The organism is Streptomyces sp. E11-3, from assembly GCF_046540415.1.
GTDB lineage: Bacteria > Actinomycetota > Actinomycetes > Streptomycetales > Streptomycetaceae > Streptomyces.
Window position 1 is genome coordinate 1 of sequence record NZ_JAZGRL010000003.1, and the last position, 24,337, is coordinate 24,337.

Genomic DNA, 24,337 nt, shown 5'->3' on the forward strand with positions numbered 1-24,337 from the left:
GCGGGGAGTGTCGTGGTGCTGGTCGAGGAGGCGGGGGCGGATGACGTCTTCGGCGGGGTGATCGCGCGGCGGCAGGCGCATCTGGTGGGGGTCTTCGTACGGCCCGAGCACCGGGGTACTGGGGTGCTCGGGGCGCTCTTCGAGGCCGCGGTGGGGTGGGCCTGGTCGTTGGCGGAGCTGGACCGGGTGCGGCTTTACGTACACGAGGACAACGGGCGCGCTCAGGCCGCGTACCGGAAGCTCGGCTTCGTGCGGACCGGAGAGGTGATCCCGATGAAGGGGGATCCTTCGGCGAAGGAGTGGGAGATGGAGCTTCGGAGGCCGGGGTAGCCACGGTCCGGTGGCCTGGTTCCGGGTCCCAGCCTGCATGCCACGTCTCAGGCCACCGCTGTCAGGGGGCGGGTGGCGTGGTGCGCCGGTGGTGTGAGGGTGTGCGCGCAGTCCCGCAGGAGCAGGGGGATCGTGAGGTGGGCGGGGCTCGGTTCGTGGGCGAGGTTGTGGTCGATGAGTGTGTCGAAGAGGCGCTCCACGGCTGAGGGGGCGAGGCCGGTGACGGCGCAGGCCTGCGGGATGTCGTGGGTGGTCGCCGGATGGAGGGCGAGGGCGCGGGCGGGCTTCTCCACGTCGGGGGGCAGTTGGGCGTGCGAGAGGGCCAGGACGGACATCAGGTCGCGGTCCGCCGTGCGCAGGAACGCGGTGCGGCCCGTGCTCGTGCGCAGGCGCGCCGTCGCGTCCGGCACGGTCCACGAAGGGCGGTCGCGCAGCCGGGTCGCCGCGATGCGCAGGGCCAGCGGGTGGTGGCCGCACAGGGCGACCGTCTGTGTCAGGGGCGAGCCCGTGTGGGCGTCGCCCGCGACGCGGCGGAACAGGGTTTCCGCGTCCGCGGGGGCCAGCGCCCCCAGCGGCAGTGAGCGGGCGCCGTCCGGGGCGGTCAGTTTGCGGCGGGTGGTGATCACGGTGAGGCTGTCGCCCGTGCCGGGCAGGAGCGGGGCCACCTGGGCCGCGTCGGCCGCGTTGTCGAGGACCAGCAGGGCGCGGCGGCCCGTGAGACGGGAGCGCCAGACCGCGCTGCGTTCGGCCAGGCCCCTCGGGATGGCCTCGGGCGCCGCACCGTCGGAGCGCAGGAGGACGCCCAGCGCCTCCTCGGGGGCGAGCGGTGCGCGGTCCGGGCTGAAGCCGTGCAGGTCGATGTAGTACTGGCCGTCCGGGTGGTCTGTGGTGCGGCGGTGGGCGAAGTGGACGGCGAGGGCCGTCTTGCCGATGCCGCCCATGCCGTCGATCGTGACCGTACGGGGAGAGCCGGGGTTCTGGTCGTCGACGGCACTGTCCAGCAGGGCGAGTTCGGCGGTGCGGCCGGTGAAGTCGGGCAGGTCGCGCGGGAGGTAGTTGCCACTGCCGGGGCTGACGGTGGAGGGTCGGCTGGGTGTGGTCCCCGCGGGCCGGTCCGGTGTGGTCCCCGCGCGCTGCACCCGCGGGGCGTCCGCGAGGATCTCGGTGTGCAGGCGTCGCAGGCGGGGGCCGGGGTCCAGGCCCAGTTCGTCGGCGAGCAGGCGGCGGCCCTCTTCGTAGACCGCGAGCGCGTCGGCCTGGCGGCCGCTGCGGTACAGGGCAAGCATCAGGCTGCCGCGCAGCGCGTCACGCAGCGGGTGCCTGGCGGACAGCGCGGACAGTTCGGCCACCAGGGAACCGGCCTCGCCCGCCGCGAGGCGCAGCTCCATCAACTCCTCGACCGCGGTGAGCCGTTGCTCGTCCAGGCCCGCCGCCGCTGCGGTCACCGCCGGGCAGTCGATGCCCGCGAAGGCGTCGCCGCGCCACAGATCCAGCGCCGACTGCAGCAGCCGCATCGCCTCGGCGTCGCGGCCCTCGCGCCGGGCGGCGCGGGCGGCGCGGGCCCACTCGGTGAAGCGGTGCGCGTCCACCGCGTCGGGCGGTACGTCCAGGCGGTAGCCGACGTCCACGGTGACCAGGCCGCCACCCTCGGAGGCGGCCAGGGCGGCGCGCAGATCACGGATCGCGTTGTGCACCTGATGGCGGGCGGAGGCGGGCGGGTCCTGCCACAACTCGTCCACCAGCGTGTCCATAGCCACCGCGCGATGGGCGTTCAGCAGCAGCAGGGCCAGCAGCCGTCGGCGGCGCATTCCTCTGAGCCGGACCGGCATCCCTGACTCGCTTACCTCCACCGGCCCCAGAACCAGGAACTCCATGTGCCTCACCCCCGAAGTCGCGCATCGTGCGGCGTACCAGCGATGCCGCGATGCTGGTGACGCTAGGCGCGGGCGCGGTGCGTATTCAATGCGAGTACTTCTGACGGGACATGCCGTACCTCCAAAGACACACGCCCGAACTGCGAATTCCCGCCTTAGGTTTACGGCATGCACCAGGCCCTCTCCGCGCGTACCGTCCGGCTCTGTCTGCGCGAAGCGCGCCCGCTCGTGCAGGTCATGTTCGTGCTGCGGTTCGTCACGGGCGCGCTGCTGACGGCTTCCGCCGCACACCACCGGCCCGACACCGCGCACCTGCTGGTCGGCGCGGTCGCCTGGTGGGCGGTGACGGTAAGCGTTTATGTCTTCAACGGGGTGAGCGACCTGCCCGAGGACCGGGCCAACAGGTCCCGAAGGCCGCTCGCCAGCGGGCAGTTGACCGAGTCGGCGGCCCGATGGGCCGTGGCGGTGACCGCCGTGGCCGGGCTGCTGCTCGGCTGCGCCGCGGGGTGGCAAGTGGCCGAGTCCACCGCCGTCTTCCTCGCCCTGGGATACGCCTACTCCGCGCCGTCGATCGCCGCGAAGTGCCGCTCCTGGTCCGCCTCCGCGGTCACCTGCGCCGCCGCGGGGACGACCTATCTCGCCGGGGTCGCGGCCTCCGGCAGTGCGCTCACCGCCGAGGCCGCCGTCTTCGCCCTGGTGCTCTCGCTCGGCGTGGGGCTGATAGCCGCCGTCGCCAAGGACCTGGGCAGCACACGGGGCGACTCCCTCGCGGGGCGGCGCACCCTGGCCGTCGTCCGCGGCGAGCGTGGCGCCCGGCGGTTCTGTGCCGTGGCCGGAGGGGGACTGGCCCTGGTGCTCACGGCTGGTGCTGTGTGGGTGCGTCAGCTGCCGCTGGAGGCGGCCGCGGCCGTCTTCGTGGTGGGCGCTCTGTGCGTGGCCGGGCGCTGTCTGCCGGTACGGGGGGAGCCGGACAGGCCCCGGGCCCCGTACCGGACCTGGATGGTCACCCAGTACGCCGTCCATCTGGCCGCGCTGGGCGGGCTCGTATGGGCGTGAACGCTCTTTGGCCCCCGATTTTGCCCCCGCTTTGCTGCTGCTTTGCCCCCACTGTCTGTTATGGCCCCTCTTGCTAGCTCTCATTGGCATATTTGACGCTCGTTGTTATGATCACGCCGGGTGGGTGAGTGTGGGGAATCACGCCGACCCGGCCCTGATCTCTCCCCACGTGGGGAGAGCGCGCTGTGGGACTTTCCGCCGATTCGGCAACCGACCGGTCCCGTCTGATCGAAGCCGCTGTCACCCGCTATGCCGACGGCCTGCGCGAGGCCGGTAATCCGCTCGTGCTCCGTCCGGAGCTGTGGGTCTCCTGCGAGAAACAGGCCCGGCAGATCCTCGGAGAGTGCTTCGACACCCTGTACGGCACGCAGGTGCAGGTCGCCGCGGAGGCCGAACTGGCCTCGATGGCGCTGGGCGTGCAGCGCTCCTCCGAGAAGGTCCCGCCGATCGACTCGGTGCACGCGGCCCGGGTGCTGTTCGACGTGGCGGTCCAGGCGATGACCGAGGCCGCCGCGCGTCTTCCCTCCGACGTCGCGCTGGCGCAGTGTCTGACCGCCGTACGGATGCTGCACAAGGCGATCTTCACGCGGGTCAGCGCCGCCGCCATCGGCTACGAGTCGGCGACCCTGCGCGATGTGGGGGAGGCCAGCACCGCCCGCCGTCACCAGATCGCCCGGGATCTGCACGACCACATCGGCAGCAGCATCAGCCTGGCGCTGCGCTGCCTCGACCTCCACGCCATGGAGCAGGCCAACGGGGTCGCCTCGACGCGCGACCGGCTCGGTGACGCGCGGCAGGCGCTGCTCGACGTGTTCGGCTTCACCCGCTCCATGGTCAGCGGACTGCGCGTCAACGAGCTGCACGACGGCCTGAAGGAGGAGATCGACGCCTACAGCGCCGCCGCATCCGACCGGCCCGCGGAGGTCCGCTCCCGTATCGACGGCGACGAGTCGTGGCTGCCGGAACGGGCCCGCCAGGAGTTGTTCCTCGTCGTACGAGAAGGGCTGCGCAACGCGTTCACGCACGCGCGGGCGAACCACATCGACATCCTCGTGAGCATCTTCCCCGACGCCGCGCACGCCACGGTTGCCGACGACGGGGTCGGGCTGACGCGCCACCGCGACGGTGAGGGCACCGGCCTGACCGCCATGCGGCAGCGGGTCTCCGCCCTCGGCGGGACCCTGGAGCTGATCAGCGAGACCGGCCAGGGGACGCGGGTCCAGGTGCGGATACCGCTCGAGGGGACCGAGGCGGGCGGGCGATGAGCGCGGGAGCGGACGCCGACGGCGACATCCGGGTGCTGGCCGTGGACGATCACCGGCTGCTGCGCGAGGCACTGTGCGAGCTCCTGGAGCTGTACGAGGGGCTGACCGTGGTCGCCCAGGCCGACGATGGGCCCAGCGGGGTGCGGATGGCGGGCCTGCACCGGCCGGACGTGGTGCTGCTCGACGTGGAGATGCCGGGGCCGGGTCCGCTCGCCAACCTGCGGGGGGTCCGCCAGGCGGCGCCCGAGGCCCGCGTCATCGTGCTGACGATGCACGACGACCGCCGGCTCATCGACTCGCTGCTGTCCGCGGGCGCGGTGGGCTATCTGCACAAAGAGGCCGACCGGGAGGTCCTCGTCGCCGCGATCCGCAGCGCCATGGCGGGCGGCACGACGATGTTCCTACCGCGTACGTCGAGCAGCTCCCGGCCGGAGCGGGAGCCCGACTCCGCCGACGCCCTCACCCTCCGCGAGCGGGAGCTGATGGAGCAGGTCGCCCAAGGCCTGAGCAACCGCCAGATCGGCAGCCGCCTCGGAATCACCGAAGGTACGGTCAAGCGCCATCTGCGGAACATCTTCGACAAGCTCGGCGCCACGTCCCGGCTCGACGCCGTCAACCGGGTGCGGCCGCAGCGCCGTTACTGAGCCCCCGCCGCGCGGGCGGCCCGCTCGCGGCGGTCGGCGATCAGCAGGGCGAACGCCGGGACGAGAGTGAGCGCGTAGACGGCGAGCAGCCAGCCGAAGGAGTCGGCGAACGCGGCCGGTACGAGCCCGTGGCGGGCCTGTGCGGCCCGGTCGAGGACGACCGTGACCACGGCGAGGGCGAAGGTGCCGCCGATCCGTTGGATCAGGTTGAGCTGCGTCGAGGCGTCCGGAATGGAGCGGGGCTCGATCGACTCGAAGGCCCGGGTCATGGCCGGCACGATGGTCAGGCCCGTACCCAGGCCACGGACGGCGAGTCCCGCGCAGAGCAGCGGATACGGCGTGGTGGACGACAGCGTCGTCAGTGGCACGGTCGCCAGCATGGTGAGCACGATCCCGATGACGACGGTGGTGCCACCGCCGATCTTCTTCATGATCGGGCGGCAGGCGAGGCCCGCGACGACGACGCCGGTGCCGCCGGCCGACATCAGCAGGCCCGTGACGACGGCGCTCTCGCCACGGGCCGACTCGAAGTACAGCGGGATCAGCATCATCGGGGAGAAGAGGACGAAGCCGAGGCAGAAGATGTTGGTCGCGGCCGTGCGGTAGACGCGGTGCGTGAACAGGCGCAGGTCCGACAGCGGTGCGGCGGTGCGGAGCTGGTGCCGTACGAACACCACGCCGCTCACCACGGCCAGCACCAGCGGCACCAGGAACGCGGGGTGCGCGGACAGGCCCGTATCGGCGAAGGCGTGCACGGCGAGTACGACGCAGACCGTGCAGGCGGCGGCGGTGACCAGGCCCAGGACGTCGAGGGGGCGGCCACCGGCAGGCCCGGCCGGGGCGTCCGCGCGGACGTGGCGGACGGCGACCAGGAGGAGCACGGCGCACAGCGGGATGTTGACGGCGTAGACGGCCCACCAGCCCCAGGCGTGGACGAGGAGTCCGCCGACGGTGGGGCCGAGCAGTGGGCTGATCAGCATGACGCTGCCGTTCAGCGCCTGTACCTGACCCAGGCGTTCGCGCGGCATGCCGCTGGTGAGCAGGATCGTGGCGACGGGGGTGAGTACGCCCGCGGCCGCGCCGGACAGGCCGCGGGCGGCGATGAGTTCGGGGAGCGTGCCGCTGAAGGCGCAGGCCGCCGAGCCGACGGTGAACGCGGTGAGTGAGGCGATGAACGTGCGACGCGGCCCGAAGCGGGAGGCCAGCCAGCCCGCGGCCGGCATCAGGGCGACCAGGGCCAGCAGATAGGCCGTGACGACCCACTGGACCTGGGTGAGGGCGCCGAAGCGGGCGGAGGTGTCGGCCAGGGAGACGTTGACGATGGTGGTGTCCAGCTGGGCGAGGAAGGCTCCGCCCACGGACACGGCAATGGTGAAAGCGGCTGTGCGGGTGGATTTGCGGGTGGCTTTCGCCGCCGCGGGGGTGGGGCCTTCCTGTGCTGGGCCTTCCTGCGCTGGGGGCTCCTGCGCTGAGGGCTCCTGGGCCGAGGGTTCGGGTCGCTGGGTCAGGGACATGCGGGGTCGTCCTTCGGGTGGGTGGTGGGTCGGGCGGCGCCGTGGGGGTGCCTGCTGGCCTCGGCCCGACCTAGCGGGGCCCGCAGTGCCTCGGCGATGTCGGTCAGGAGGGACTCGGCCATCTCCCGGGCGCCGGGCCGGTCGCGGCAGGAGAGGGTCAGTTCCGTGGTGTCGCCGAAGCGACAGGCGCTCAGGAACATCTCGGCGTACGGGACCAGCATCGGCAGCGTGGCGAAGGACGTGGCGCGGAAGGCGGGCGTCGAGTACGTCCGCGGATCCACCTCGCCGTGGTCGGAGATGATCGCCGTGCAGGGGAAGCGGGCGCCGTCGAGTTCCCGGGCCTCACTCAGGTTGTTGGCGAAGGGGTTGTCGCGCAGGAAGTCCCGGTCCAGGGCGGCGACTTCGGACTTGGCCAGCAGAGCGCGGACCAGTGTGGAGTGGAGGCGCTTCCAGCTGTCGTCGCGGCGCAGGTCGAGGACCAGCTGGGAGGTGAGGTTGGCGGTGGAGCGCACCGCCGTGTCGTGGCGGCGCAGGTCCACCGGGACGATCAGGCGGCCGGTGTCCGTGGCGAGGTGGCGGGAGAGCGCGGCGGCGGCGCGCGCCGTGACACCGGACGGTCCTGCGGGTATCCGGCGGCGCAGCCACAGGGGCCGTTCGCCCGCGGGGCCGCGGCCGATGATCGCGGGCAGTCCGGTGAGTCGGGTGGCCTCGGGGGCCGGGGAGACGTCGCCCGCCGCCGCGCGGAAGTGACCGACGTCCACCGTGTCCGGGCAGCCGGCCAGGTCCTCGCCGCGTAGCGCCCTGAAGAGGTCCGCGATCCACTGACGCAGGCCGCGCCCGTCGGTGACGATGTGGCTGGCCCGGATGATCAGCTTGGTCGACTCGCCTCGGATCAGGCCCAGTTCGCAGACGGGGCCGGTGACCACCGACAGGCCGCGGTGGAAGAACGGGGCGTCCAGGCCGGTGTCGGCGGGCAGTTCCACGACGTCGGGGACGGTGCCGTCGGCGCGCCACAGGGCGCCGCGGCGGCGTACCGCGAGTCCGGGGTTCGCCAGGGTGGCCGCGCGCACCGCCTGCCGCAACGCGTCCGCGTCGAGCGTGCCCTCGCCCTCGATCACCATCTGGATGAGCTGGGGGGTGCCGGTGGTGGCGGCGTTGAGGTAGCCGCGTTCGATCGGGGAGATACGGCGGGTGTACGGCCGCGCGGCGGTGCGGGTCATTCCTGCTCCAGGTGGTGGAAGCGCACCGGGGCGGGTGCGTCACAGGCGAGGGCGAGGTGCAGGGGCGGAGTGTCATCGGCCCGCAGGACGAGGGAGCGCACCTGGTAGGTGCCGGTGCCGGTGCCGGTGCCGACGCCGGATCCGGTGCCGGTGGCGGCGGCCCGCCAGCCCGGCCGCCATGCGGGCAGCCGGGTTCCGGCGAAGGTGTCCTTCGTCAGGTGCGAGGCCTTGATGAGTGCCTCGCACTCGGTGAAGTCCCTGATGGTCGCGGGCTCGTGACGCCCCAGCAGGTCGCCGAGCCAGCGCAGCGCGTGCGGCCGGTCGCGCTCGTCCTGAAGGTCCACGCCGATCACACGGGCGACGGGCGCGAAGGCCACGGCGCTGAACTCGCCGCAGTGCGCGACCGACGCGGTCAGGTCCAGGGCGGGCACCGACCAGCGGTGGTGCACGTCCCGTTCCAGGTCGCCGGGCGTGACCCGGGCCCCGTACGTCGAGGCGAGCGCCTGAGTGATCAGGGAGCGGCCCGAGGCGCTGAGCCGCTGCCCCATCCGGTCGCGGGGCAGTCGGCGGTGCCGGGAGATCAGGACGTTCACCGTCTCGCCCGGCGCCGCGGGGCCGTCGGGTGCCAGCGTGTACCCGGTCAGGCCCGGGTCGAGGAGCAGTCCCGTGCGGGCGCCCATCACACCTCCGTGTCGAGGACGGCCGCCGCGTAGCTGCCGCCGTACGCGAAGCTGGACAGCAGCACAGGGCCGTGGGTGTCCGCGCCGGTGAGGGCGGCGACCAGGCCGAGGGCGCCCGCGCTGCCGTAGGTCTCGCCAAGCACGGCCTTCGGGGCGAGGACCGGGCGGCCCGCGAGGCCGGACAGGCGCAGGGCCGCCCGCTGCGCCAGGTCGACCAGCGGGTGGCCGGACGCGGCCGAGACGACCGTGGCGATCCGCGCCGGGTCGAGATCCGCGTCGGAGAGCGCGGTACGCAGCGAGCGTCCCCAGGCCGCGCCGTCCCGGGCGATACGGCCGATACCCGCCGCCTCGCCGCTGGCTCCGAAGCCGCGAACCCGCGCCAGGACGTCGGCGCCGCGGGCCCGGGCCGCCTCCCGGCTCTCCAGCAGGATCGCCGCCCCGCCCTCGCTGAGGACGGTGCCCGTGCGCCCGCCGGGCACGACGCGCGCGGACCGGGCGTAGCCGGGCAGCGCCGCCTGGGTGGCGAGGGCCTGTTCGGGGAACTCGTCGGCGACCACGACCATGATCCGCTCGGCGGCGCCGCGGGCGATGACCCGGGCGGCGAGCTGGAGCGCGAGCACGGAGCTGGTGCCGCCGCCCGCGATGGTCGCGGTGTAGCCGCGGTAGCGGTGCAGCATCGCGACGTGACCGGCGGCGGCGTTGACGACGGTGTTGGCGAACACGGACGGATTGGCCCCGGTGCCCGCCGACTTGGATCCGGTGCCCGCCGAATCGGATCCGGTGATCTCCGACCGCACCACACCCTCGTGGAACCGGAGGACCGAGGTGACCGGACCGTACCCGGTGGCGAAGACGATGCCGGTCGACTCGGCCTCGGCCCGCGACGGCTTGCCGTGCCGCGTGTACAGGTCGCCCACGGCGGACGCGGCGAGCAGGCTCAGCGCGTCCATGCGACGGGCCCGGCTGGGGTTCGTACCGCGTGCGGCGGCCTTGATGTCGACCCGGCCGACGGGTACCTCGCCGATGCCCGCGACCTCCTCGAACGTCTCGAAGCAGGGCCGCCCTTCCGCGAGGGCCGCGGCGAGTGCCTCGGTGTCGCCCGCCGCTCCGGCCAGGCCCGCGACTCCGGTGACGACGACCTCCTGGACGGCCTCGCGGCGCGGGGGCCGAGAGCCGGTGAGGCCGGGCCGGTTGAGGACGACGGAGGCGTTGTTGCCGCCGAACGCGAAGGAGTTCGACACCACGACATCGGGGCGCGCCTCGCGGCCGGTGTCCGGGATGACGTCCAGGCCGGACGCCGAGGCGGCACCGCGGGTGTTGATGGTGGGCGGCAGCGTGCCCCGGTCGATGGCGAGGGCGCTCACCACGGCCTCCACCGCGCCGGCCGCGCCGAGTGTGTGGCCGAGGATCGACTTGGTGGAGCTGGCCGGCGGGATCTCCTGGCCGAACAGCAGCTTCAGCGCCTTCGGTTCGGAGGCGTCGTTGGCGGGGGTGCCGGTGCCGTGCAGATTGAGGTAGTCCACGTCGTCCGGCGTGAGCCCCGCCGTGTCGAGGGCCTGGGCCATGGCGGCGCAGGCGCCCTTGCCGCTGGGGTCGGGCGCGGTCTGGTGGTAGCCGTCGCAGGACAGGCCGTATCCGCCCAGTTCCGCGAGGACACGGGCACCGCGCGCGGCGGCCCGCTCCACCGGCTCCAGGACCATGAACCCGGCGCCCTCGCCGAGGGTGAGGCCGGTGGAGGCGGACAGCGGCGAGCACGGCTCGACGTCCAGGGCTCCGAGCGCGCTGAACCCGTACGCGGACAGCTCCGCCAGCGGGTCGACGCCGCCGCACACGACAAGGTCGACGTCGCCCTTCCACAGCAGCTCGGCTGCGTAGCCGAGGGCCACGGCGCTGGCGGCGCAGGCGTTCGAGAGGACCACGCGCGGGCCGCGCAGATCGAACTCGGCCGCGATGTAGTCGCCCACGCACGGCAGTTGGGAGGACGCCGCCCGTTCTGCGTCCAGCCTTCCTTCCCGTACGAGGGTGCGGTGGGTGGCCTCCAGGGTCGGCATGGCGCCGAGGCTGGAGCCCACCACGACGGCCACCCGGTCGCGGTCCACGGTGTCGAGGTCGAGGCCGCTACCGTGCAGGGCCTCGCGTACCGCGGTGGCCGCGAGCGCGTAGCAGCGGTCCAGGTCGGCGGGCTGCTCGGCGGTGACCAGGCCCGCCCAGTCGGTAAGCAACCTGGAGGTGTCGAAGAGGGTGTTGGTGCGGATGCCGGTGGTGCCGGTCGCGATGGACGACCAGCCCTTCTCCACGTCGTCACCTGCTCCGGTGATCAGTCCGAGGCCTGTCAGGGCGATGCTCGGTGGTGTCACGGCCCCTGCCTCTCAGGCGATCTTGGTGGTGAGGGAGCGGGCGATGACGCGGGGCAGGGTCGCGGTGCGCAGCGGGCGCGCGTCGCCCGACTCGTCCGTGGCCGCCAGCTCCAGTCCTGGTGCCCAGAACGGGGCGTCGAGCAGTGCCAGGACCAGCTCCTCCTCCGGGTTGGCGGCGGGCGCCTGGTGCAGGACGGTGCCGACTCGCTGACCGGACGCGGTGATCTGTGTACCGGCGGTGAAGCGGCTGTCGGCCGGGGCGACAAGGGCGGTCAGGCGGGCGTCGGACCCGGTCGGCGCGGTCAGGTCGTCGGAGCCGTGGAACTCGCCGATCCGGCTCCAGTCGATCATCCAGGCCAGGTCGGCCTGACCGACGGCCAGTTCGCCGAACCCGGCGCCGTACACGCCCATCCCGGCCTCGGCCTGCACCCGGGCCAGTCCTGCGTCGCCGACCTCGGCACCGCCCTGCGCGGCGACGGCGGCGAGCACCGCCTCGTGCGTGGCCTGCGGGGCGTCGGACAGCAGCAGGTAGCCGTACTCGCCGGTGGTGCCGACGCGGGCCAGGTGGGCCGTGGCGCCGGGGGCGCTCGGCGCGGACTCGGTGACGGCGTGCAGGGTCAAGCCGGAGATGTCGAAGTCCACGAAACCGGCCGCGACCGACCAGGCGAGGGGGCCCTCGAAGGCGGTGGCGCCCCAGCCCTCGGGGGAGATCTCGACGGTGACACCGGCGGCGGTCTCGAACTGTCCGAGGTAGGCGCTGAGTTCGCCGTCCGTGACGGCGGTACGCGGCAGCAGCCACGTCTCGTCACCGATCTCGAAGTGCAGCAGGATCGCGAACGGTGTCCCGTCGGCGTTCAGCGCCAGCACCTCGCGGGCCGTGTCCGGCTCCACGAAGTCGGCGGACTTGGCGAGGAAGCGGTCGAGGTGGGTCAGCCGGTCGTCACCGGTCAGCCGGACCAGCGGGGCGGTGACGCGGTAGGCGCCGACGGCGGTGCGCAGGGTGGCGTAGTCGTCGGTGGCGGTGTGGGCGGCCGGGGTGACGGTGATGGTGGTCATGATCTGTCGTTGCCTTCCGGGTGAACGATTCAGGAGGAAAGGGATGAAAGGGAGGGAAGAGGGGAAAGGGATGTGTCGTGTACGGAGAGCAGCCAGGAGCTCTCCCTCGCGGCGGAGACTCCGCCGATGAGCAGGCCGGACGGGGTGGCGCGCAGCACGAGTTCGTCGCGCGGGGACGCGGCGGGCGCGCAGTGCAGCCAGCGCCCGTCCGAGAGCCGGACCGAGGCCCGCCGCGCCCACACCTGACGGAAGTCGCCGGAGGTCATCTCCCAGCGCTCCCCGGCCGATTCGAGGACGACGGCCGTCTTGAGGGGGGTGTGCGGGGTGAGCCACAGGACGTTCTCGCGGTCCGTGCCAGGCGCCTGGACGTCGACGCGGAGGCCGCCGTCGGCGGGGGTGATCTCCCAGCCGAGGCCGGTGTCCGGGGCGTACAGGCCGAGTGGGTGCTTCTCCTCCCAGGCGCCGGCGGTCGGCACCCCCCAGCCGAGTCCGGCGGCCCGGTCGTGGCGGCTGTTCTCGCGGGTCACCCACAGGCCCGCGGACCAGTGGGGGTGGTGGCCGTAGGAGCGGATACGGGGGTACGGGCTGCGCAGCACCTTGGTGGCGCCCTCCTGCCAGCCGGTGACGCCGCCCGCACCGGCGCGCACCTCCAGACGGCGCGCGGTGTCCGCACGGTCGGGACGGGTCTCGGTGTCCGCACGGCCGATACGGATCTCGGTGCGCATCCGGGCCACGCCGTCCGTACCGGGTTCCAGACCGCGCTCCAGGAGCGTGCTGTGGACGAGCCGGACCCGTCCGTCGACCGGCAGTGAGACCCGTACATCGCCTCCCCGCCAGGTCAACACGCCGTCGGCCGGGGCGACCTGGGACGCGGCGACGACCTCGGAGGCGTCGCGCACCCCCACCCCGAGCCCGATCGGATACGCCTGTCCTTCGGTGTCGGTGAAGACACCCTGGCGCAGGCCGACGGTCTGGAAGACGCGGCCGGTGGCGGAGCCGGTGCGGGTGAACTCCTGGAGCAGGGCCGTGCCGTCGAGGGTGAAGGTGCCGGTGACCGTGTCCTCGCCATGCCGCTCGGTGACCCGGACCCCACCCGCGACTGGCTCCAGGGTGAGGTCGCGCGGCTCGCCCTCGCGCCAGCCGGCCGGGCGGTCGGCTCGGCAGCTGGGCCACGTCGAGACGAGTACGGGGCCGTGGTGCCCGTCGGCCAGGACGCTTACCGTGCCGTCCTCGCCGTCCACCTCGCAGGTGAGCGGGCCCTCGGTGAACCGGTACGGGGCGACGCCGCGCACGGCCCGCACCCGGTACGGCGGCCGCGTGATCCGCAGCGCGCGCACCGCGCCGCCGGGCTCGGTGAGGCGGGCCTCGCGCACGGCTCCCCGGTCCACGTCCACGGTCGCGTCGAGCCGGAACTCGCCGAGCGCCAGGCAGTAGTCGACGGTGCGGACCCCGTCCACCAGCCGTACGTCGGAACCGAGTTCGTCGTCGCGGGAATCGGTGACGGAGGCGAAGCTGGTCAGGCTGCCGAGGGCCGCCGTGGCTTGCTCGCCCAGGTCGGCGAAGACACTGCGCAGGACGAGCGGGATGTAGTTGTGCAGTTCTACGTTGCCGTCCTCGCCGGGGACGGCCCGGCCCACCGAGACGCAGCCGACGCGCCGGTAGAGCCGGAACGCGACGGTGTTGGCCGGGTTGACGGTCAGCCGCAGCACCAGGCAGCCGGAGCGCATCATCCACTCGACGGCCTCGGTGAACAGCCGCCCGGTGACCATCCCGCCCCGGTGGGCGGGGTGGACGAAGAACATGTCGGCGATGAGTTCGCCGGCCCGGGCCGAGCGCCGGCCGGTGTGGTGGAACAGGCCGAACGTGCCCACGAGCCGCTGGTCGTCCACGGCCACCAGGAAGGTCGCGGTCTCCCGCTCGGCCAGTTCCTGGGCGAGCTCGGCGCCGCTGATGCCTCCGGCGACCGGGTTGGGGTTGTCGCGGTGGCGGTTGTACAGCTCCGCGATGGTGTGCGCGTCGCCGTCCTGGTAGGGGCGGATCGTGAGGGCCATGGCCCCACCTCTTTCTGTGGGAGCTCAGCTCTTGCGGCCGGTGGTGACGACGAGGGTTCCGGCGGCGGCGAGTTCGGAGCCGACGCTCGCCCGCACCTTCACCTGGCGCAGGCCGCCGAGCCGCTGCCCGAGCCTGGCCTCAAGGGTGAGCTGGTCGCCGGGGACGACGAGCCGGGAGAACTTCATGTTGCTGATGGAGCCGAGGTAGCCGACGCTCCGCGAGGCGTCGCTCGCCTCGCTCCCCCCGGTGTCCTCCGCGCCCCCGGTGTTCGCGGTGTTCGCGGTGATCTCCGCGACGTAGACGACGGCGACGAGCTGGGCCATCGCCTCGACGATCATCACGCCCGGCATGATCGAGTGGTCGGGGTAGTGCCCGGCGAAGAACGGCTCGTTCACCGAGACGCTTTTGACACCGCGTCCCGAGACGCCCGGTACGACGTCGTAGGCGCGGTCGATCATCAGCATCGGCCAGCGGTGCGGCAGCATCCGCTTGATGTCGTCGGACGAGTAGCTCAGGGCCTTGCGCGTGGGCGCGTCGGCCGGGGCGCCGATGAGGGCGGCGGGGTTCATGCGGCGGCCTCGCGGTCCTCGATGAAGTCGACCAGGGCGTTGATGGAGCCGAAGGCCTCGAAGTCGTCGTCGCTGATCAGCACGTCGTACTCGTTGTTGACCATGACGACGATCTCCAGAGTGTCCAGCGAGTCCATCTCAAGCCCCCGGCCGAACAGCGGCTGGTTGTCGGACACGACGGCCGGCTCGACATCGAGCCCGAGCCGGTCGATGATCATCGACTTGACCTTCGTGTTCTTGGCGAGACGGGCCTCGGCCCGGGTGCGGATGTCTTCGAACGTGGCAGTGGACATGGTGGGTTCCTCCTGTGAACTGGACGGTTGGTGTGGTCAGTTGGGGATCATTCCGCCGTCGACGGTGAGGACCTTCCCGGTGATGTACGAGGCGGCGGGAGACGCCATGAAGACGGCGGCCCCGGCGACCTCGGCGGGAGTTCCGGTGCGACCGAGCGGGATCACCTGGAGCGCTTCCTTCAGGTGGGCCGGGGAGACCTTCCTGGTCATGTCGGTGTCGATGAACCCGGGGGCGACGACGTTGACCCGGATGCCGCGCGGCGCCACCTCATGCGAGAGGGTCTTGGCCAGCGAGATCACTCCGCCCTTGCTGGCGGCGTAGTTGGCCTGCCCGGCCCGCCCGGCGATGCCGCTGGTGGAGGCGATCAGGACGAGGGATCCGCCGCCCGTGTACATCTGCTTGGTGGCCTCGCGGGCGGTGAGGAAGGCGCCCGTGAGATTGGTGTCGATGACCTCCTGCCACTTGGCGCTGCTCATGGCGGCGAGATGGCCGTCGGCGGTCACTCCGGAGTTGAGGACGGCGACCTGGATCGGCCCCCATTCGGTGCGGATCCGCCTGAACATCGCGGTGACCTGCTCCTCGTCCGCGACATCGGCCTGGACGAGGAGCGCCTCGCGGCCCAGGGCGCGGATCCGCTCCGCGACCTGGTCGGCTTCGGCGGCGCTGGCCCGGTAGTTGAGGGCGACGTCGCAGCCGTGCTCGGCGAGCGCCAGCGCGGTGGCCGCGCCGATGCCGCGCGAGGCACCGGTGACCAGCGCCCGGGTGCCCTCGGGGAACAGGAAGCTCATGCGGCGCCTCCCGCCATGGCGGCGGTGACCCGGTGCTGTCCGGGGTCGAAGCCCTCGGCGTCGCCGCCGATGCCGTCGTGGGTGGCGGCCTTCAGGACCGCCTGGGCGACGGCGAGGTCGAGGATGCCGAGACCGAACGGCGAGAAGACGACGCTCCTTTCGGTCGCCGGAGCCTTGCCCTGGCCGATGACGGTGGCGATCTCGGCGTCCACGAAGCGGCGGTGCCCGGTCTCCTGCTCGGCGCGGTGCAGCGAGGTCTGCTCGCGCAGCACGTGGTCGATGTCGTCGACCACGTTGTACGCGTGCAGCACGGAGGCCGTGGTCAGGTCGCGCAGCGACAGGTGCAGGACCACCTGGTGCCGGGGCCGGTCGGGGTGGGCGGCGAGGTCGAGCCAGTACGTGGAGTCGGTGGTGGCGACGGAGACCGTGTCGGCGCGCAGCGCGTCGTCCAGGTCGCCGGTCGCGTACCTCAGCTCCGGCCGCTCAGCCGCGAGTTGGACGGCGAGGGTCTCGGCGCGGCCGGGCACCGCGTCCCGGAGGATGACGGTCCGCAGCTCGGGGTGGGTCAGCGCGAGGAAGTCGAGGACGCGTCGATTGATGGTGCCGCAGCCGATCAAGCCGAGGGTGCGGACCGGACGGTCGCCGTGCAGTGCCCGGCTGGCGAGCGCGGCCGATGCCGCGGTGCGGGACGCCGATATCTGGCTGGCCTCCAGGACGGCGGTCGGGTAGCCGGTGTCGAGGTCGTTGAGGATCTGCACCGACGAAGCGCGTTGGAGGCCCTTGTCGACGTTGGCGGGGAAGGATGAGATCCACTTCAGGCCCATGACGGGCTCGGGTCCGCCGAGATAGGCGGGCAGGGTGATGGCGCGGGAGCCGGAGTCGCCGGGAGGGCGCAGGAACCCGGAGAACGGCACCTCCGAGTTGCCCTGGCCGTGCAGCGTGTACGCGGTGCGGACCGCGTCGAGCACGGTGGCGTCGAGGCCGGCGAGCGCGGCGGCGACATCCTCGCGACCGAGGATTCTCATGGCTGATCAGTTCCTCTGCAGGGGGTAAGAGTTGTCGGGGTGTGCGGATGGGTGCAGGCGGGCGGCGTCAGCCGAAGCGCGACTCCACCCAGGTGTCGCTGTAGATCGTGTCGAGGTAGCGGTCGCCCCCGTCGGGGAGGATCGCGACGCAGGTGGCGCCCGGTTTGATCCAGGAGGCGGCGTCCAGCAGGGCCGCCGTGACCGCGCCGGACGAGCCGCCCGCGAGGATCGACTCCTTCGCCAGGAGGCGGCGACAGCCGCGCACGCAGTCCAGGTCGGTCACCTTCACCACCCGGTCCGCGAGACCGGTGCGCAGCAGCGGCGGGACCACCGCCGCTCCGTGCCCGGGGATGGTGCGGCGGTGTCCGCGCTCCCAGGGCTCGGGCGGGCCGAAGATCACGCTGCCCACCGCGTCCACCGCCACCACCTGGGTGGGCAGGCCCTCGGCGGCGATGTACTCGGCGCAGCCGCGCAGTGTGCCGGTGGTTCCGGCGGCAACGAAGAGGTAGTCGGGGGCCTTCGGGAGCGCTTCGTGGATCTCGCGCATGGTGTGGTGGTGGGCGCGGGCGTTGTCCTCGTTGCCGTACTGGTTGGGCCAGTAGGCGTCGGGCACCGTGCGCAGAAGCTCACGCACCCGCCTGATCCGGGACGGCAGGTACTCGCCGGTCTCCGGGTCACGGTCCACGACCTCGACCGTCGCCCCGTACGCCCGCATGATCGCGGTGTTCTGGGTGGTGGTCCGCGGGTCGACGACACAGATCAGAGCGAGCCGGTAGAAGTTGCACAACTGGGCGAGGGCGATGCCCAGGTTCCCGGAGGAGGACTCCACGACAGTGGAGACGCCGGGCACCAACTCCCCTGCGGACAGGGCATGTTCGATCATGGACCGGGCGGCGCGGTCCTTGATGGAGCCGCCTGGGTTGAACCGCTCGCACTTGCCGTACGCCTGGAAGCGCGTCGGCGGGAAGAGACGGTCGAGGGCGACCAGCGGGGTAGCGCCGATCGTCGCGATGATGTCCGGATCGCTGGGGCGGACCGGATCGCTGAGAGGGGCCGGATCGCTGGGACGGGCCGCGGCGGCGCGGGGCGCCGCGGCAGAGGAGGCCACGGTCACTCCCGTACCTTTCTGCTGATCTGGAGCCGGAGTTCACTGACGTAGCGCTCACCGTCGGCGTCCGTCAGCCAGGAGTCCTCCGGGTGGGGCAGCGGTTCGCTGAGGATCACGGTGGCGTCCGCGTCGCGGCGCTGGGTGCGGCGGACGAGGTTGGCGAAGGAGAGCACGAGAGTGGGGCTGGTGAACTCGACCAGGGACGGCTTCGTCTCCTGCGGGAACTTCACGAACGCCTGGTCGGGCAACCCGCTGTCGCGCAGCCAGCGCCGCACGGCCAGATAGTCGCCCTCCCGGTCGGGCTTGGCGGCGAGCGGGATCTCCCCGGCCGGCACCCGCCAGGTCTCCCGGAACAGGACGAGCCCGTCGAGGGTGACGCGCGGGGCGTGCTCCCGGTCGAGCCCGATCTTGAAGGCGTCCGCCGCGATGATCGACACCGGGACGGCGAGCAGTTCGGCCACGCTCCACACGCGCCCGTCGGGCGTGGTTGCGGTGACGGTGCCGTGTCGCTCGGCCAGGGTGATCGAGACGGCCGCGTCGATCAGGGAGCGGTTGTCGAAGGGGGCCCGGGTGAACCCGATGAGCCGGTCACCCGCCCCGATGGGCGCGGGCACCATACGGCCGCTGTTGCGCTTCCAGTCGACCGGGAGCAGCGGCACCAGGCGCGGGGCGTCGATCGCGGCGTTCACCTTGTCGCGCAAGGAGCCCGCGTCGCCGGTCCGGTCGCCGCCGGTCCAGTCGCCGGTCCAGTCGAGGAACGGCAGGTCGCAGGTGGCGAGACAGGCATGCAGCTCGCCGAGTACGACGGTCAGGCCCCCGTCCGCCTTCCGGATCACCTGTAGGTCCGGGCTGTGCAGGGCGAGATGGGGCGAGCGGACCGGCCCGGTGCCGAAGGCGGCGCGCGCCCGCTCCTCGATGTCCTCGACCCGCAGATCGACCCGCAGATCGACCCGCAGATCGGCCCGCGGATCGACTCGTGCCGCACCAGCCGGGTCCAGCACCTCCCGCCACCTCTCGGCGAGTTCACGGGTCGCGGTGTGCACCGGTGCGGCGCCGTCGCCCCAGAACAGGCCGAGCACCCGCGGCCATACGTCGGCGAGCGTGACGGGGGAGCGCCGTGCGGCCGCGGCCCGTACGAGAGTGGCGATCTCCGCCTCGACCAGCTCCACGAGACGGTTGCCGAACCAGTCCGCCGCGTCCGCCACCAGGGCGAGCGGGCGGGCGACGGCGTCCAGGAAGTCGGTGCCGAGCTCGACCCGGCAGTCGCGTACCGCGTCCTGGTAGCAGAGGGTGCGGCCCGCGTACGCCTTGCCCTCGTCGCGGGATGCGTCGAGTCCGGTCGTACGGATGAAGAAGGCGTCCAATGCGTCGAGTCGCAGGGCGAGTTCGTCGGCGGAGGCGGCCGTGTCGATGGCATCGCGGTGCCGGTCGAGCTCGGCGAGTACCGCCTCGAAGCGGACGAACAGCTCGGGGTCGGCGACGGCGGCAACCCGCCGCCGTAGGATCCGCTCGGCCCGCACGTCGACCGGGATGTTGGCGTCCCAGGTCAGCACGCGCTGCCCCCGCAGCCGCGTGAGGACCTTCTCGACGCGGACCCGCGCCCCGTCCGCCACCCAGCCCTCCTCGCGTACGAGGGCCTCGGTGATCGCCGCGCCGTTGCGCTCCCCGTCCGCGTACCCGAGGACCTGGCGGTCCTCCGGGCGCAGCCGTATGGCGCGTCCGCCCGGCAGGAGCAGCCGGTCCCCGTCGAGGTGGACATCGGGGCGCGGCAGCGGCGGGAACCACCAGCGGGCGCCCGGCTGGGCGACCATCCAGTCCGCGAGGGCGGCCAGCGCCCAGCGCTCGAAGAACGTACGGCTCTCCGCGATGAGCCGCTCGCCGTGGTCCACCGTGAGCGCCTCGCGTATGCGCCCGACGGAGAGCCAGGCGGCCGGTCCGAAGAAGCCGATCGTCTCGGCCTTGGCGCAGTAGCGCAGCCAGTACATGGCGAGGGTGCGTTCGCGCTGCTTGCGCTTGGACTCCTTGCCGGTGCCCGCGGCGAGCGCGTCGAGGATCCGGTAGACGGTCCGGTTCTGCCAGGCGATGGCCGTCCGGACCTTCTCGTCTCGGGCGAGGACGGCCAGGCGCCGTGACTCGGCCTCGCTGTCGGCGTGGTAGGCGGCGGCGAAGGCGCCTTGGTCCTCGCGGTCGGCAGCGGCGGCGGCGGTCGGTCCGCCGAGCAGGGCGAGACCCGAGGCGGGGAACCCGGCACTGCGCAGCAGCCCGACGCCCCATGTGTGCCACTGGCTGTCGCCGAGGCGACGGGTGGGCCGGAAGTCGGCCCAGTCGTGCGCGCGCGGCGCTTCACGGGTGCTGGTCACGCGGCCCGCCTCTCGACGTCCGAGTCCGCGTCCGGGTTCGCGTCCGGACCTGGACCCGGACCCGGACCCGGGTCGGCGTCGGTTTCCGCGCCGCGCAGTGCGACCGCGAGACGGGAGACGCCCTCGGCGATGCGACCGCGGGGGGCGTTGCTGAAGCAGAGCCGCAGCGCGTCGTCGCACTCCCCGTCCAGCCCGAAGTGGCCGCCGGGTACGAAGGAGACGCCGTGTTCCGCGGCGGCGGCCGCGAGGCGCCGGGTGTCGGCGCCAGCCGTGCCACCACCCGTGCCACCACCCGTGCCACCACCCGTGCCACCACCCGTGCCACCACCCGTGCCACCGGTGCCGCCCGCGTGCCGCAGCCACAGGTAGAAGCCGCCGTCCGGCCGCCGCCACCGCCACGGCCCGTCCGTGCCCAGCTCCCGCTGGAGCGCGTCGGCCATCAGGCCGCACCGCTCCCGGTAGCGCTCCCGGTAGGCGTCGATCAGCGCGTCCCACCCGCTGCGGGCGTGGAACGCGGCGAGCGCGGCCTGGGTGAACGCCGAAGGGGACAGCGCCATCACCTCGGTCGTACGGCGCAGTCGCTCGGCGAGCGGCGCGGGCGCGGCGATCCATCCGCAGCGCAGGCCGGGAGCGAAGACCTTGGAGAAGGTGCCGAGATAGACGACGTTCTCCGGATCGACTCCCTGCAGGGTCTGGGTGGTACGCCCGTCGAAGCCGAGCAGCCCGTACGGGTTGTCCTCGACGATCAGCAGGTCTGATTCCCTCGCGAAGTCGAGGAGTTGGTGTCGGCGCTCGACGGACAGGGTGGCGCCGGTGGGGTTCTGGAAAGTCGGGTTGCAGTACAGCATCCGCACCCGCTGCCCCTCGGCACGCAGCCGTGCCACGGTCGCGCGCAGCGCCTGCGGGTCGAGCCCCTCGGCGTCCTCGGGGGCGCCGTGCAGTCGCAGTCCCGCCGTGCGGAAGGCGGCGGCCGCGCCCGGGTACGCGGGGGTCTGGCAGAGCACGGTCTCACCCGGCGTGGCGAGGCCGAGGCCGAGGGCGAGCAGCCCCATCTGGGAGCCCGTGGTCGGGACCAGGTTCCCGGCGCCGGTGCGGCCGCCCTCACGGGCCATCAGATCGGTGATCGCGGGGACGAGGGCCTTGGCCAGGTGCGGGGTGCTGTACTGGAGGGCGATCCGTCCGCCGAGCCGGGTCAGCCGGGCCAGCTGCTCGGAGAGCTCTTTCAGCGGCAGCAGGTCCAGGTCCGGCAGGCCGCCGGCGAACGAGATCAGGTCCCCGCCGCGCTCAAAAAGCTGCGGCATCTCGGCCGCGGGCCTTATGTCGGTCCACATGGCGGTCAGTTCCCCGAGGGCGCGGGCGTGCTGCCCGACAGCTGCTCGTGTACGACCCTCAGCAGACCGGCCGACGAGGTGAGCGAGAGGTCGGCGAGCGCGTCGGGGTCCAGCTCGATGCCGAACCGGTCCTCGACGGCCATCACCAGAGCGACGGTGTGCAGCGAGTCCACGCCGAGGTCCACGAGCGGTGCTTCGGAGTCGGTGACCTGCACGGCGCAGATCTCCTCGACGAGCTGGTCAAACTGCGGCTGGTTCATGGGAGTTCCTCGTGGGTGCGGTGATGTCGGTGGCTGCGGCGGTGTCGGTGACCGGGGTGGTGTCGGCGGGCCCGGCGGTGTCGGTGACCGGGGCGGTGTCGGTGGCCTGGGCGGTGTCGGCCTCGGCCATGAGCAGCCGGGCGACGGCCGCGCGGTCGGGCTTGCCGTTGGCGGTCAGCGGTACGGCGTCGAGCTGGACGACCCGGTCGGGGAGGCGGGCCGGGTCGAGGTGGCGGGCGAGGGCCGTACGGACCTCGCCCGGGCTGAGTGCCGTCTGCACGGCGAGCAGCAGTGGGGCGTCCTCGTCGGTGGGGCACGGGGCGACGGCGGCGTACACGCCGGGGACGCGCTCGGCGGCGTACTCGATCTCGGACAGGGCCATCCGCACGCCGCGCCGCTTGATCATGTCGTCGTCGCGGCCGACGAAGTACAGCAGCCCGTCGGCGTCGAGCCGCCCCTGGTCGCCGGTATGCAGTTCCAGGGAGCCGTCGGCGCGGCGCACGTACCGGCTCTGCCGATCCAGGGGGACGCCCCAGTACCCGGCCATCACGGTCTCGCCCCACACGACGATCTCGCCGACCTCGCCCGGAGGCAGGGTCCGCTGGTCCGGGCCGACGATCCGTACGTGGTCACCGGGGATGGCCCGGCCCACCGAGTCGGGGTGCTCCGCGTACAGGGCGGGGTCGAGGACCGAGACGCGCTTGCACTCGGTCATCCCGTACATGGAGGCGAAGACGGAGCCCGGGAAGGCGTCGAGCAGTTCGTCCATCACGGCGCGGCTGGGCCGGGCGCCGGTGTTGGTGAACAGCCGGACCTTCGTGGGGCGGCGCGGCTTCTTCCGGAGCAGTACGAGGATCCGCGCGAGCGAGGGTACGAGCGGGATGACGGTGACGCCGTGGCGTTCGACGGTCCGGAGCAGTCCGAGGTCGCCGCCCCGGTCGGCGAGTACCAGGGTGGAGCCGGTGAGTGCGCACAGCAGGGCCTGGTAGAGCCCGTAGTCGAAGGAGAGCGGCAGTCGGCACAGCACCACGTCGTCGGCGCGGTAGCCGAGGCGGTCGTTGACGGCGCGGACGGCGGCGAGGATCTGGCGGTGCGGGCAGACGACGCCCTTGGGGCGGCCGGTGGTGCCGGAGGTGTAGATCAGCAGGGCGACCGCGTCGTCCGCCATCTCGGCGGCGACGGAATCGGCAGGCGCCCGCCGTATCTCCCGCGCGGCCCGCTCCACTTCGACGGTTACCCTGGCGGCCGCGCCCGCGGCGGGCGGGCAGAGCGCGAGGGCGGCCGTGCAGTCCCGCACGATATGCCCTACCTGGTCGTCCGTCAGGCCGGGGTGTACGGGGACGAACACGGCCCCGATACGCAGCGCGGCCCACAACAGGGCGAGGAAGGTGCGGTCGCCCGGGCCCGCGTGGACGATCCGGTCGCCCGCGCACACCCCCTGGCGGCGCAGCCAGCCCGCCGCCTTGTCGGCCTCGGTGCCCAGTTCGGCGTAGGTCAGCGGCCCTTCGGCGTCGATGAGCGCGATGTGTCCGGGTCGCTCGGCGCGGGCCCGGGCGAGCAGGTCAGAGACGGGCATGGGCGAGGTCCTCCTTCCGGGAGACGGCGGCGCTGAGCCGGGCGCGCACCTTGGCCAGGTCGCGGGGGGCGGTGACGCAGACGACGGCGAGCTCGGGCAGTTGGCGCTTGTAGATGCCCGCGAGGGTGCGGGCGGGCGGCAGACAGACCGTCACGTCGGGCGCGATCCGGCCGAGCGTGTCCAGGCACAGGTCCCAGCGCACCGGCTTGACCACCTGCTCGACGAGGCGGCGGCGGATGTCGTCCGGCTCGCTGACGACGGCGCCGTCAGCGTTCGACAGGAGCGTCCCGGTCGGCCGCAGGAACGGTGTCCGCTCGGCCGCCGCCGCGACGGCCTGCCGCGCGGACTCCATGTACGGGGTGTGGAAGGCGCCCGCGACCGGGAGCGGCTTGACCGCGGCAGCGGACGGCGGGGCGGTGGCGAGCCGCCGCAGGTCCGCCACGGCTCCGGCCGCGACGATCTGGCCGGGGCCGTTGAACGTGGCCGTGTACAGACCCAGTTCGGCGATGCGGCCGAGAACGGCTGCCTCGTCGCCGCCGACCACGGCCGCCATCGAGGTGGGGGTCTCGGCGCAGGCGGCGGCCATCGCCCGGCCCCGCACCGCGGCGAGGCGCACGGCGTCGGCGGGGGCGAGCGCTCCGGCGTACACCGCCGCGGTCAGCTCTCCGACCGAGTGCCCGGCGGCCACCGGGGCAGGAGGGGCTTCCGGCGCACGCCCCAGCGGCGACTCGGGCTCGGCCGAGCTGAGCGCCTCGTGGGCGAGGAGTCCGGCGGCGGTCAGCAGCGGCTGGGCGTGCTCGGTACGGGTGATCTCGGCGGCCGTCGCCTTGCTGCCGAGGTGTACGAGGTCCACGTCGGCGGCCTCGGACCAGGCACGCAGCCGCTCGGCGTACACCGGATCGCGCAGCCAGCCGGCCAGCATGCCCGGAGTCTGGGAGCCCTGCCCCGGCGCAACAAATGCGTACATGCGTTCGAATC

The 24,337-nt window shown here is 73.1% G+C and carries 21 protein-coding genes; 4 read left to right on the forward strand and 17 right to left on the reverse strand.

Annotation, left to right across the window (positions count from 1 at the left end; all coding sequences use genetic code 11):
* Positions 1-330 (forward strand): GNAT family N-acetyltransferase (locus U9R90_RS29535; protein ID WP_411059849.1); only part of this gene is annotated, 330 nt, incomplete at its 5' end.
* 47 nt (positions 331-377) lie between these two features.
* Here the strand turns inward: U9R90_RS29535 and U9R90_RS29540 are convergent.
* Positions 378-2,204, reverse strand: a complete 1,827-nt coding sequence (locus U9R90_RS29540) for a BTAD domain-containing putative transcriptional regulator (protein ID WP_411059850.1) — start codon at positions 2,202-2,204, stop codon at positions 378-380.
* Positions 2,205-2,372: 168 nt separating this feature from the next.
* Here U9R90_RS29540 and U9R90_RS29545 point away from each other — a divergent pair, with 168 nt between their 5' ends.
* From U9R90_RS29545 to U9R90_RS29555, 3 genes are all read left to right on the forward strand, one after another.
* Positions 2,373-3,260, forward strand: a complete 888-nt coding sequence (locus tag U9R90_RS29545) for a UbiA prenyltransferase family protein (RefSeq protein WP_411059851.1) — start codon at positions 2,373-2,375, stop codon at positions 3,258-3,260.
* 185 nt (positions 3,261-3,445) lie between these two features.
* A complete protein-coding gene (locus U9R90_RS29550; RefSeq protein WP_411059852.1) occupies positions 3,446-4,525 on the forward strand; it encodes a sensor histidine kinase in 1,080 nt (359 codons plus the stop codon).
* The gene (locus tag U9R90_RS29555; protein ID WP_411059853.1) at positions 4,522-5,169 is read left to right on the forward strand and encodes a response regulator; all 648 of its coding nucleotides are present in this window, start codon (positions 4,522-4,524) and stop codon (positions 5,167-5,169) included. The genes U9R90_RS29550 and U9R90_RS29555 overlap by 4 nt, the downstream gene beginning before the upstream one ends.
* Here the strand turns inward: U9R90_RS29555 and U9R90_RS29560 are convergent.
* From U9R90_RS29560 to U9R90_RS29635, 16 genes are all read right to left on the reverse strand, one after another.
* Positions 5,163-6,683 carry a DHA2 family efflux MFS transporter permease subunit gene (locus U9R90_RS29560; protein ID WP_411059854.1) on the reverse strand — a complete coding sequence of 507 codons (1,521 nt, stop codon included), beginning with the start codon at positions 6,681-6,683 and terminating at the stop codon, positions 5,163-5,165. The genes U9R90_RS29555 and U9R90_RS29560 overlap by 7 nt on opposite strands.
* Positions 6,674-7,903, reverse strand: a complete 1,230-nt coding sequence (locus U9R90_RS29565) for a hypothetical protein (protein ID WP_411059855.1) — start codon at positions 7,901-7,903, stop codon at positions 6,674-6,676. The genes U9R90_RS29560 and U9R90_RS29565 overlap by 10 nt, the downstream gene beginning before the upstream one ends.
* Positions 7,900-8,583: a hypothetical protein gene (locus tag U9R90_RS29570; protein WP_411059856.1), complete on the reverse strand. Its 684-nt coding sequence runs from the start codon at positions 8,581-8,583 to the stop codon at positions 7,900-7,902. Before U9R90_RS29570 ends, U9R90_RS29565 begins: the two co-directional genes overlap by 4 nt.
* Positions 8,583-10,940: a beta-ketoacyl synthase N-terminal-like domain-containing protein gene (locus U9R90_RS29575; protein ID WP_411059857.1), complete on the reverse strand. Its 2,358-nt coding sequence runs from the start codon at positions 10,938-10,940 to the stop codon at positions 8,583-8,585. The genes U9R90_RS29570 and U9R90_RS29575 overlap by 1 nt, the downstream gene beginning before the upstream one ends.
* A 12-nt stretch (positions 10,941-10,952) precedes the next feature.
* Entirely contained in the window at positions 10,953-11,996 is a 1,044-nt protein-coding gene (locus U9R90_RS29580) for an aminomethyl transferase family protein (RefSeq protein ID WP_411059858.1), read from the reverse strand.
* Positions 11,997-12,025: 29 nt separating this feature from the next.
* Positions 12,026-14,047 carry a GNAT family N-acetyltransferase gene (locus tag U9R90_RS29585; protein WP_411059859.1) on the reverse strand — a complete coding sequence of 674 codons (2,022 nt, stop codon included), beginning with the start codon at positions 14,045-14,047 and terminating at the stop codon, positions 12,026-12,028.
* A 24-nt stretch (positions 14,048-14,071) separates the two neighbouring features.
* A complete protein-coding gene (gene fabZ / locus U9R90_RS29590) occupies positions 14,072-14,617 on the reverse strand; it encodes a 3-hydroxyacyl-ACP dehydratase FabZ (RefSeq protein WP_411059860.1) in 546 nt (181 codons plus the stop codon).
* Positions 14,614-14,910, reverse strand: a complete 297-nt coding sequence (locus tag U9R90_RS29595) for an acyl carrier protein (protein WP_411059861.1) — start codon at positions 14,908-14,910, stop codon at positions 14,614-14,616. The genes fabZ and U9R90_RS29595 overlap by 4 nt, the downstream gene beginning before the upstream one ends.
* Positions 14,911-14,946: 36 nt before the next feature.
* Entirely contained in the window at positions 14,947-15,699 is a 753-nt protein-coding gene (gene fabG, locus U9R90_RS29600; RefSeq protein WP_411059862.1) for a 3-oxoacyl-ACP reductase FabG, read from the reverse strand.
* The gene (gene sbnB / locus U9R90_RS29605; protein WP_411059863.1) at positions 15,696-16,724 is read right to left on the reverse strand and encodes a 2,3-diaminopropionate biosynthesis protein SbnB; all 1,029 of its coding nucleotides are present in this window, start codon (positions 16,722-16,724) and stop codon (positions 15,696-15,698) included. The genes fabG and sbnB overlap by 4 nt, the downstream gene beginning before the upstream one ends.
* Before the next feature lie 67 nt (positions 16,725-16,791).
* Positions 16,792-17,838 carry a 2,3-diaminopropionate biosynthesis protein SbnA gene (gene sbnA / locus U9R90_RS29610; protein ID WP_411059864.1) on the reverse strand — a complete coding sequence of 349 codons (1,047 nt, stop codon included), beginning with the start codon at positions 17,836-17,838 and terminating at the stop codon, positions 16,792-16,794.
* Positions 17,835-20,192: a lantibiotic dehydratase gene (locus U9R90_RS29615; protein ID WP_411059865.1), complete on the reverse strand. Its 2,358-nt coding sequence runs from the start codon at positions 20,190-20,192 to the stop codon at positions 17,835-17,837. The genes sbnA and U9R90_RS29615 overlap by 4 nt, the downstream gene beginning before the upstream one ends.
* Complete coding sequence (locus U9R90_RS29620) at positions 20,189-21,523, reverse strand: PLP-dependent aminotransferase family protein (protein ID WP_411059866.1); 1,335 nt, start codon at positions 21,521-21,523, stop codon at positions 20,189-20,191. Before U9R90_RS29620 ends, U9R90_RS29615 begins: the two co-directional genes overlap by 4 nt.
* A 5-nt stretch (positions 21,524-21,528) precedes the next feature.
* A complete protein-coding gene (locus tag U9R90_RS29625; protein ID WP_411059867.1) occupies positions 21,529-21,783 on the reverse strand; it encodes an acyl carrier protein in 255 nt (84 codons plus the stop codon).
* Positions 21,764-23,359 (reverse strand): class I adenylate-forming enzyme family protein, encoded by a 1,596-nt coding sequence (locus U9R90_RS29630; protein WP_411059868.1) that lies wholly within the window; start codon positions 23,357-23,359, stop codon positions 21,764-21,766. The genes U9R90_RS29625 and U9R90_RS29630 overlap by 20 nt, the downstream gene beginning before the upstream one ends.
* Complete coding sequence (locus U9R90_RS29635) at positions 23,346-24,326, reverse strand: ACP S-malonyltransferase (protein WP_411059869.1); 981 nt, start codon at positions 24,324-24,326, stop codon at positions 23,346-23,348. The genes U9R90_RS29630 and U9R90_RS29635 overlap by 14 nt, the downstream gene beginning before the upstream one ends.
* Between the last annotated feature and the right edge of the window lie 11 nt (positions 24,327-24,337).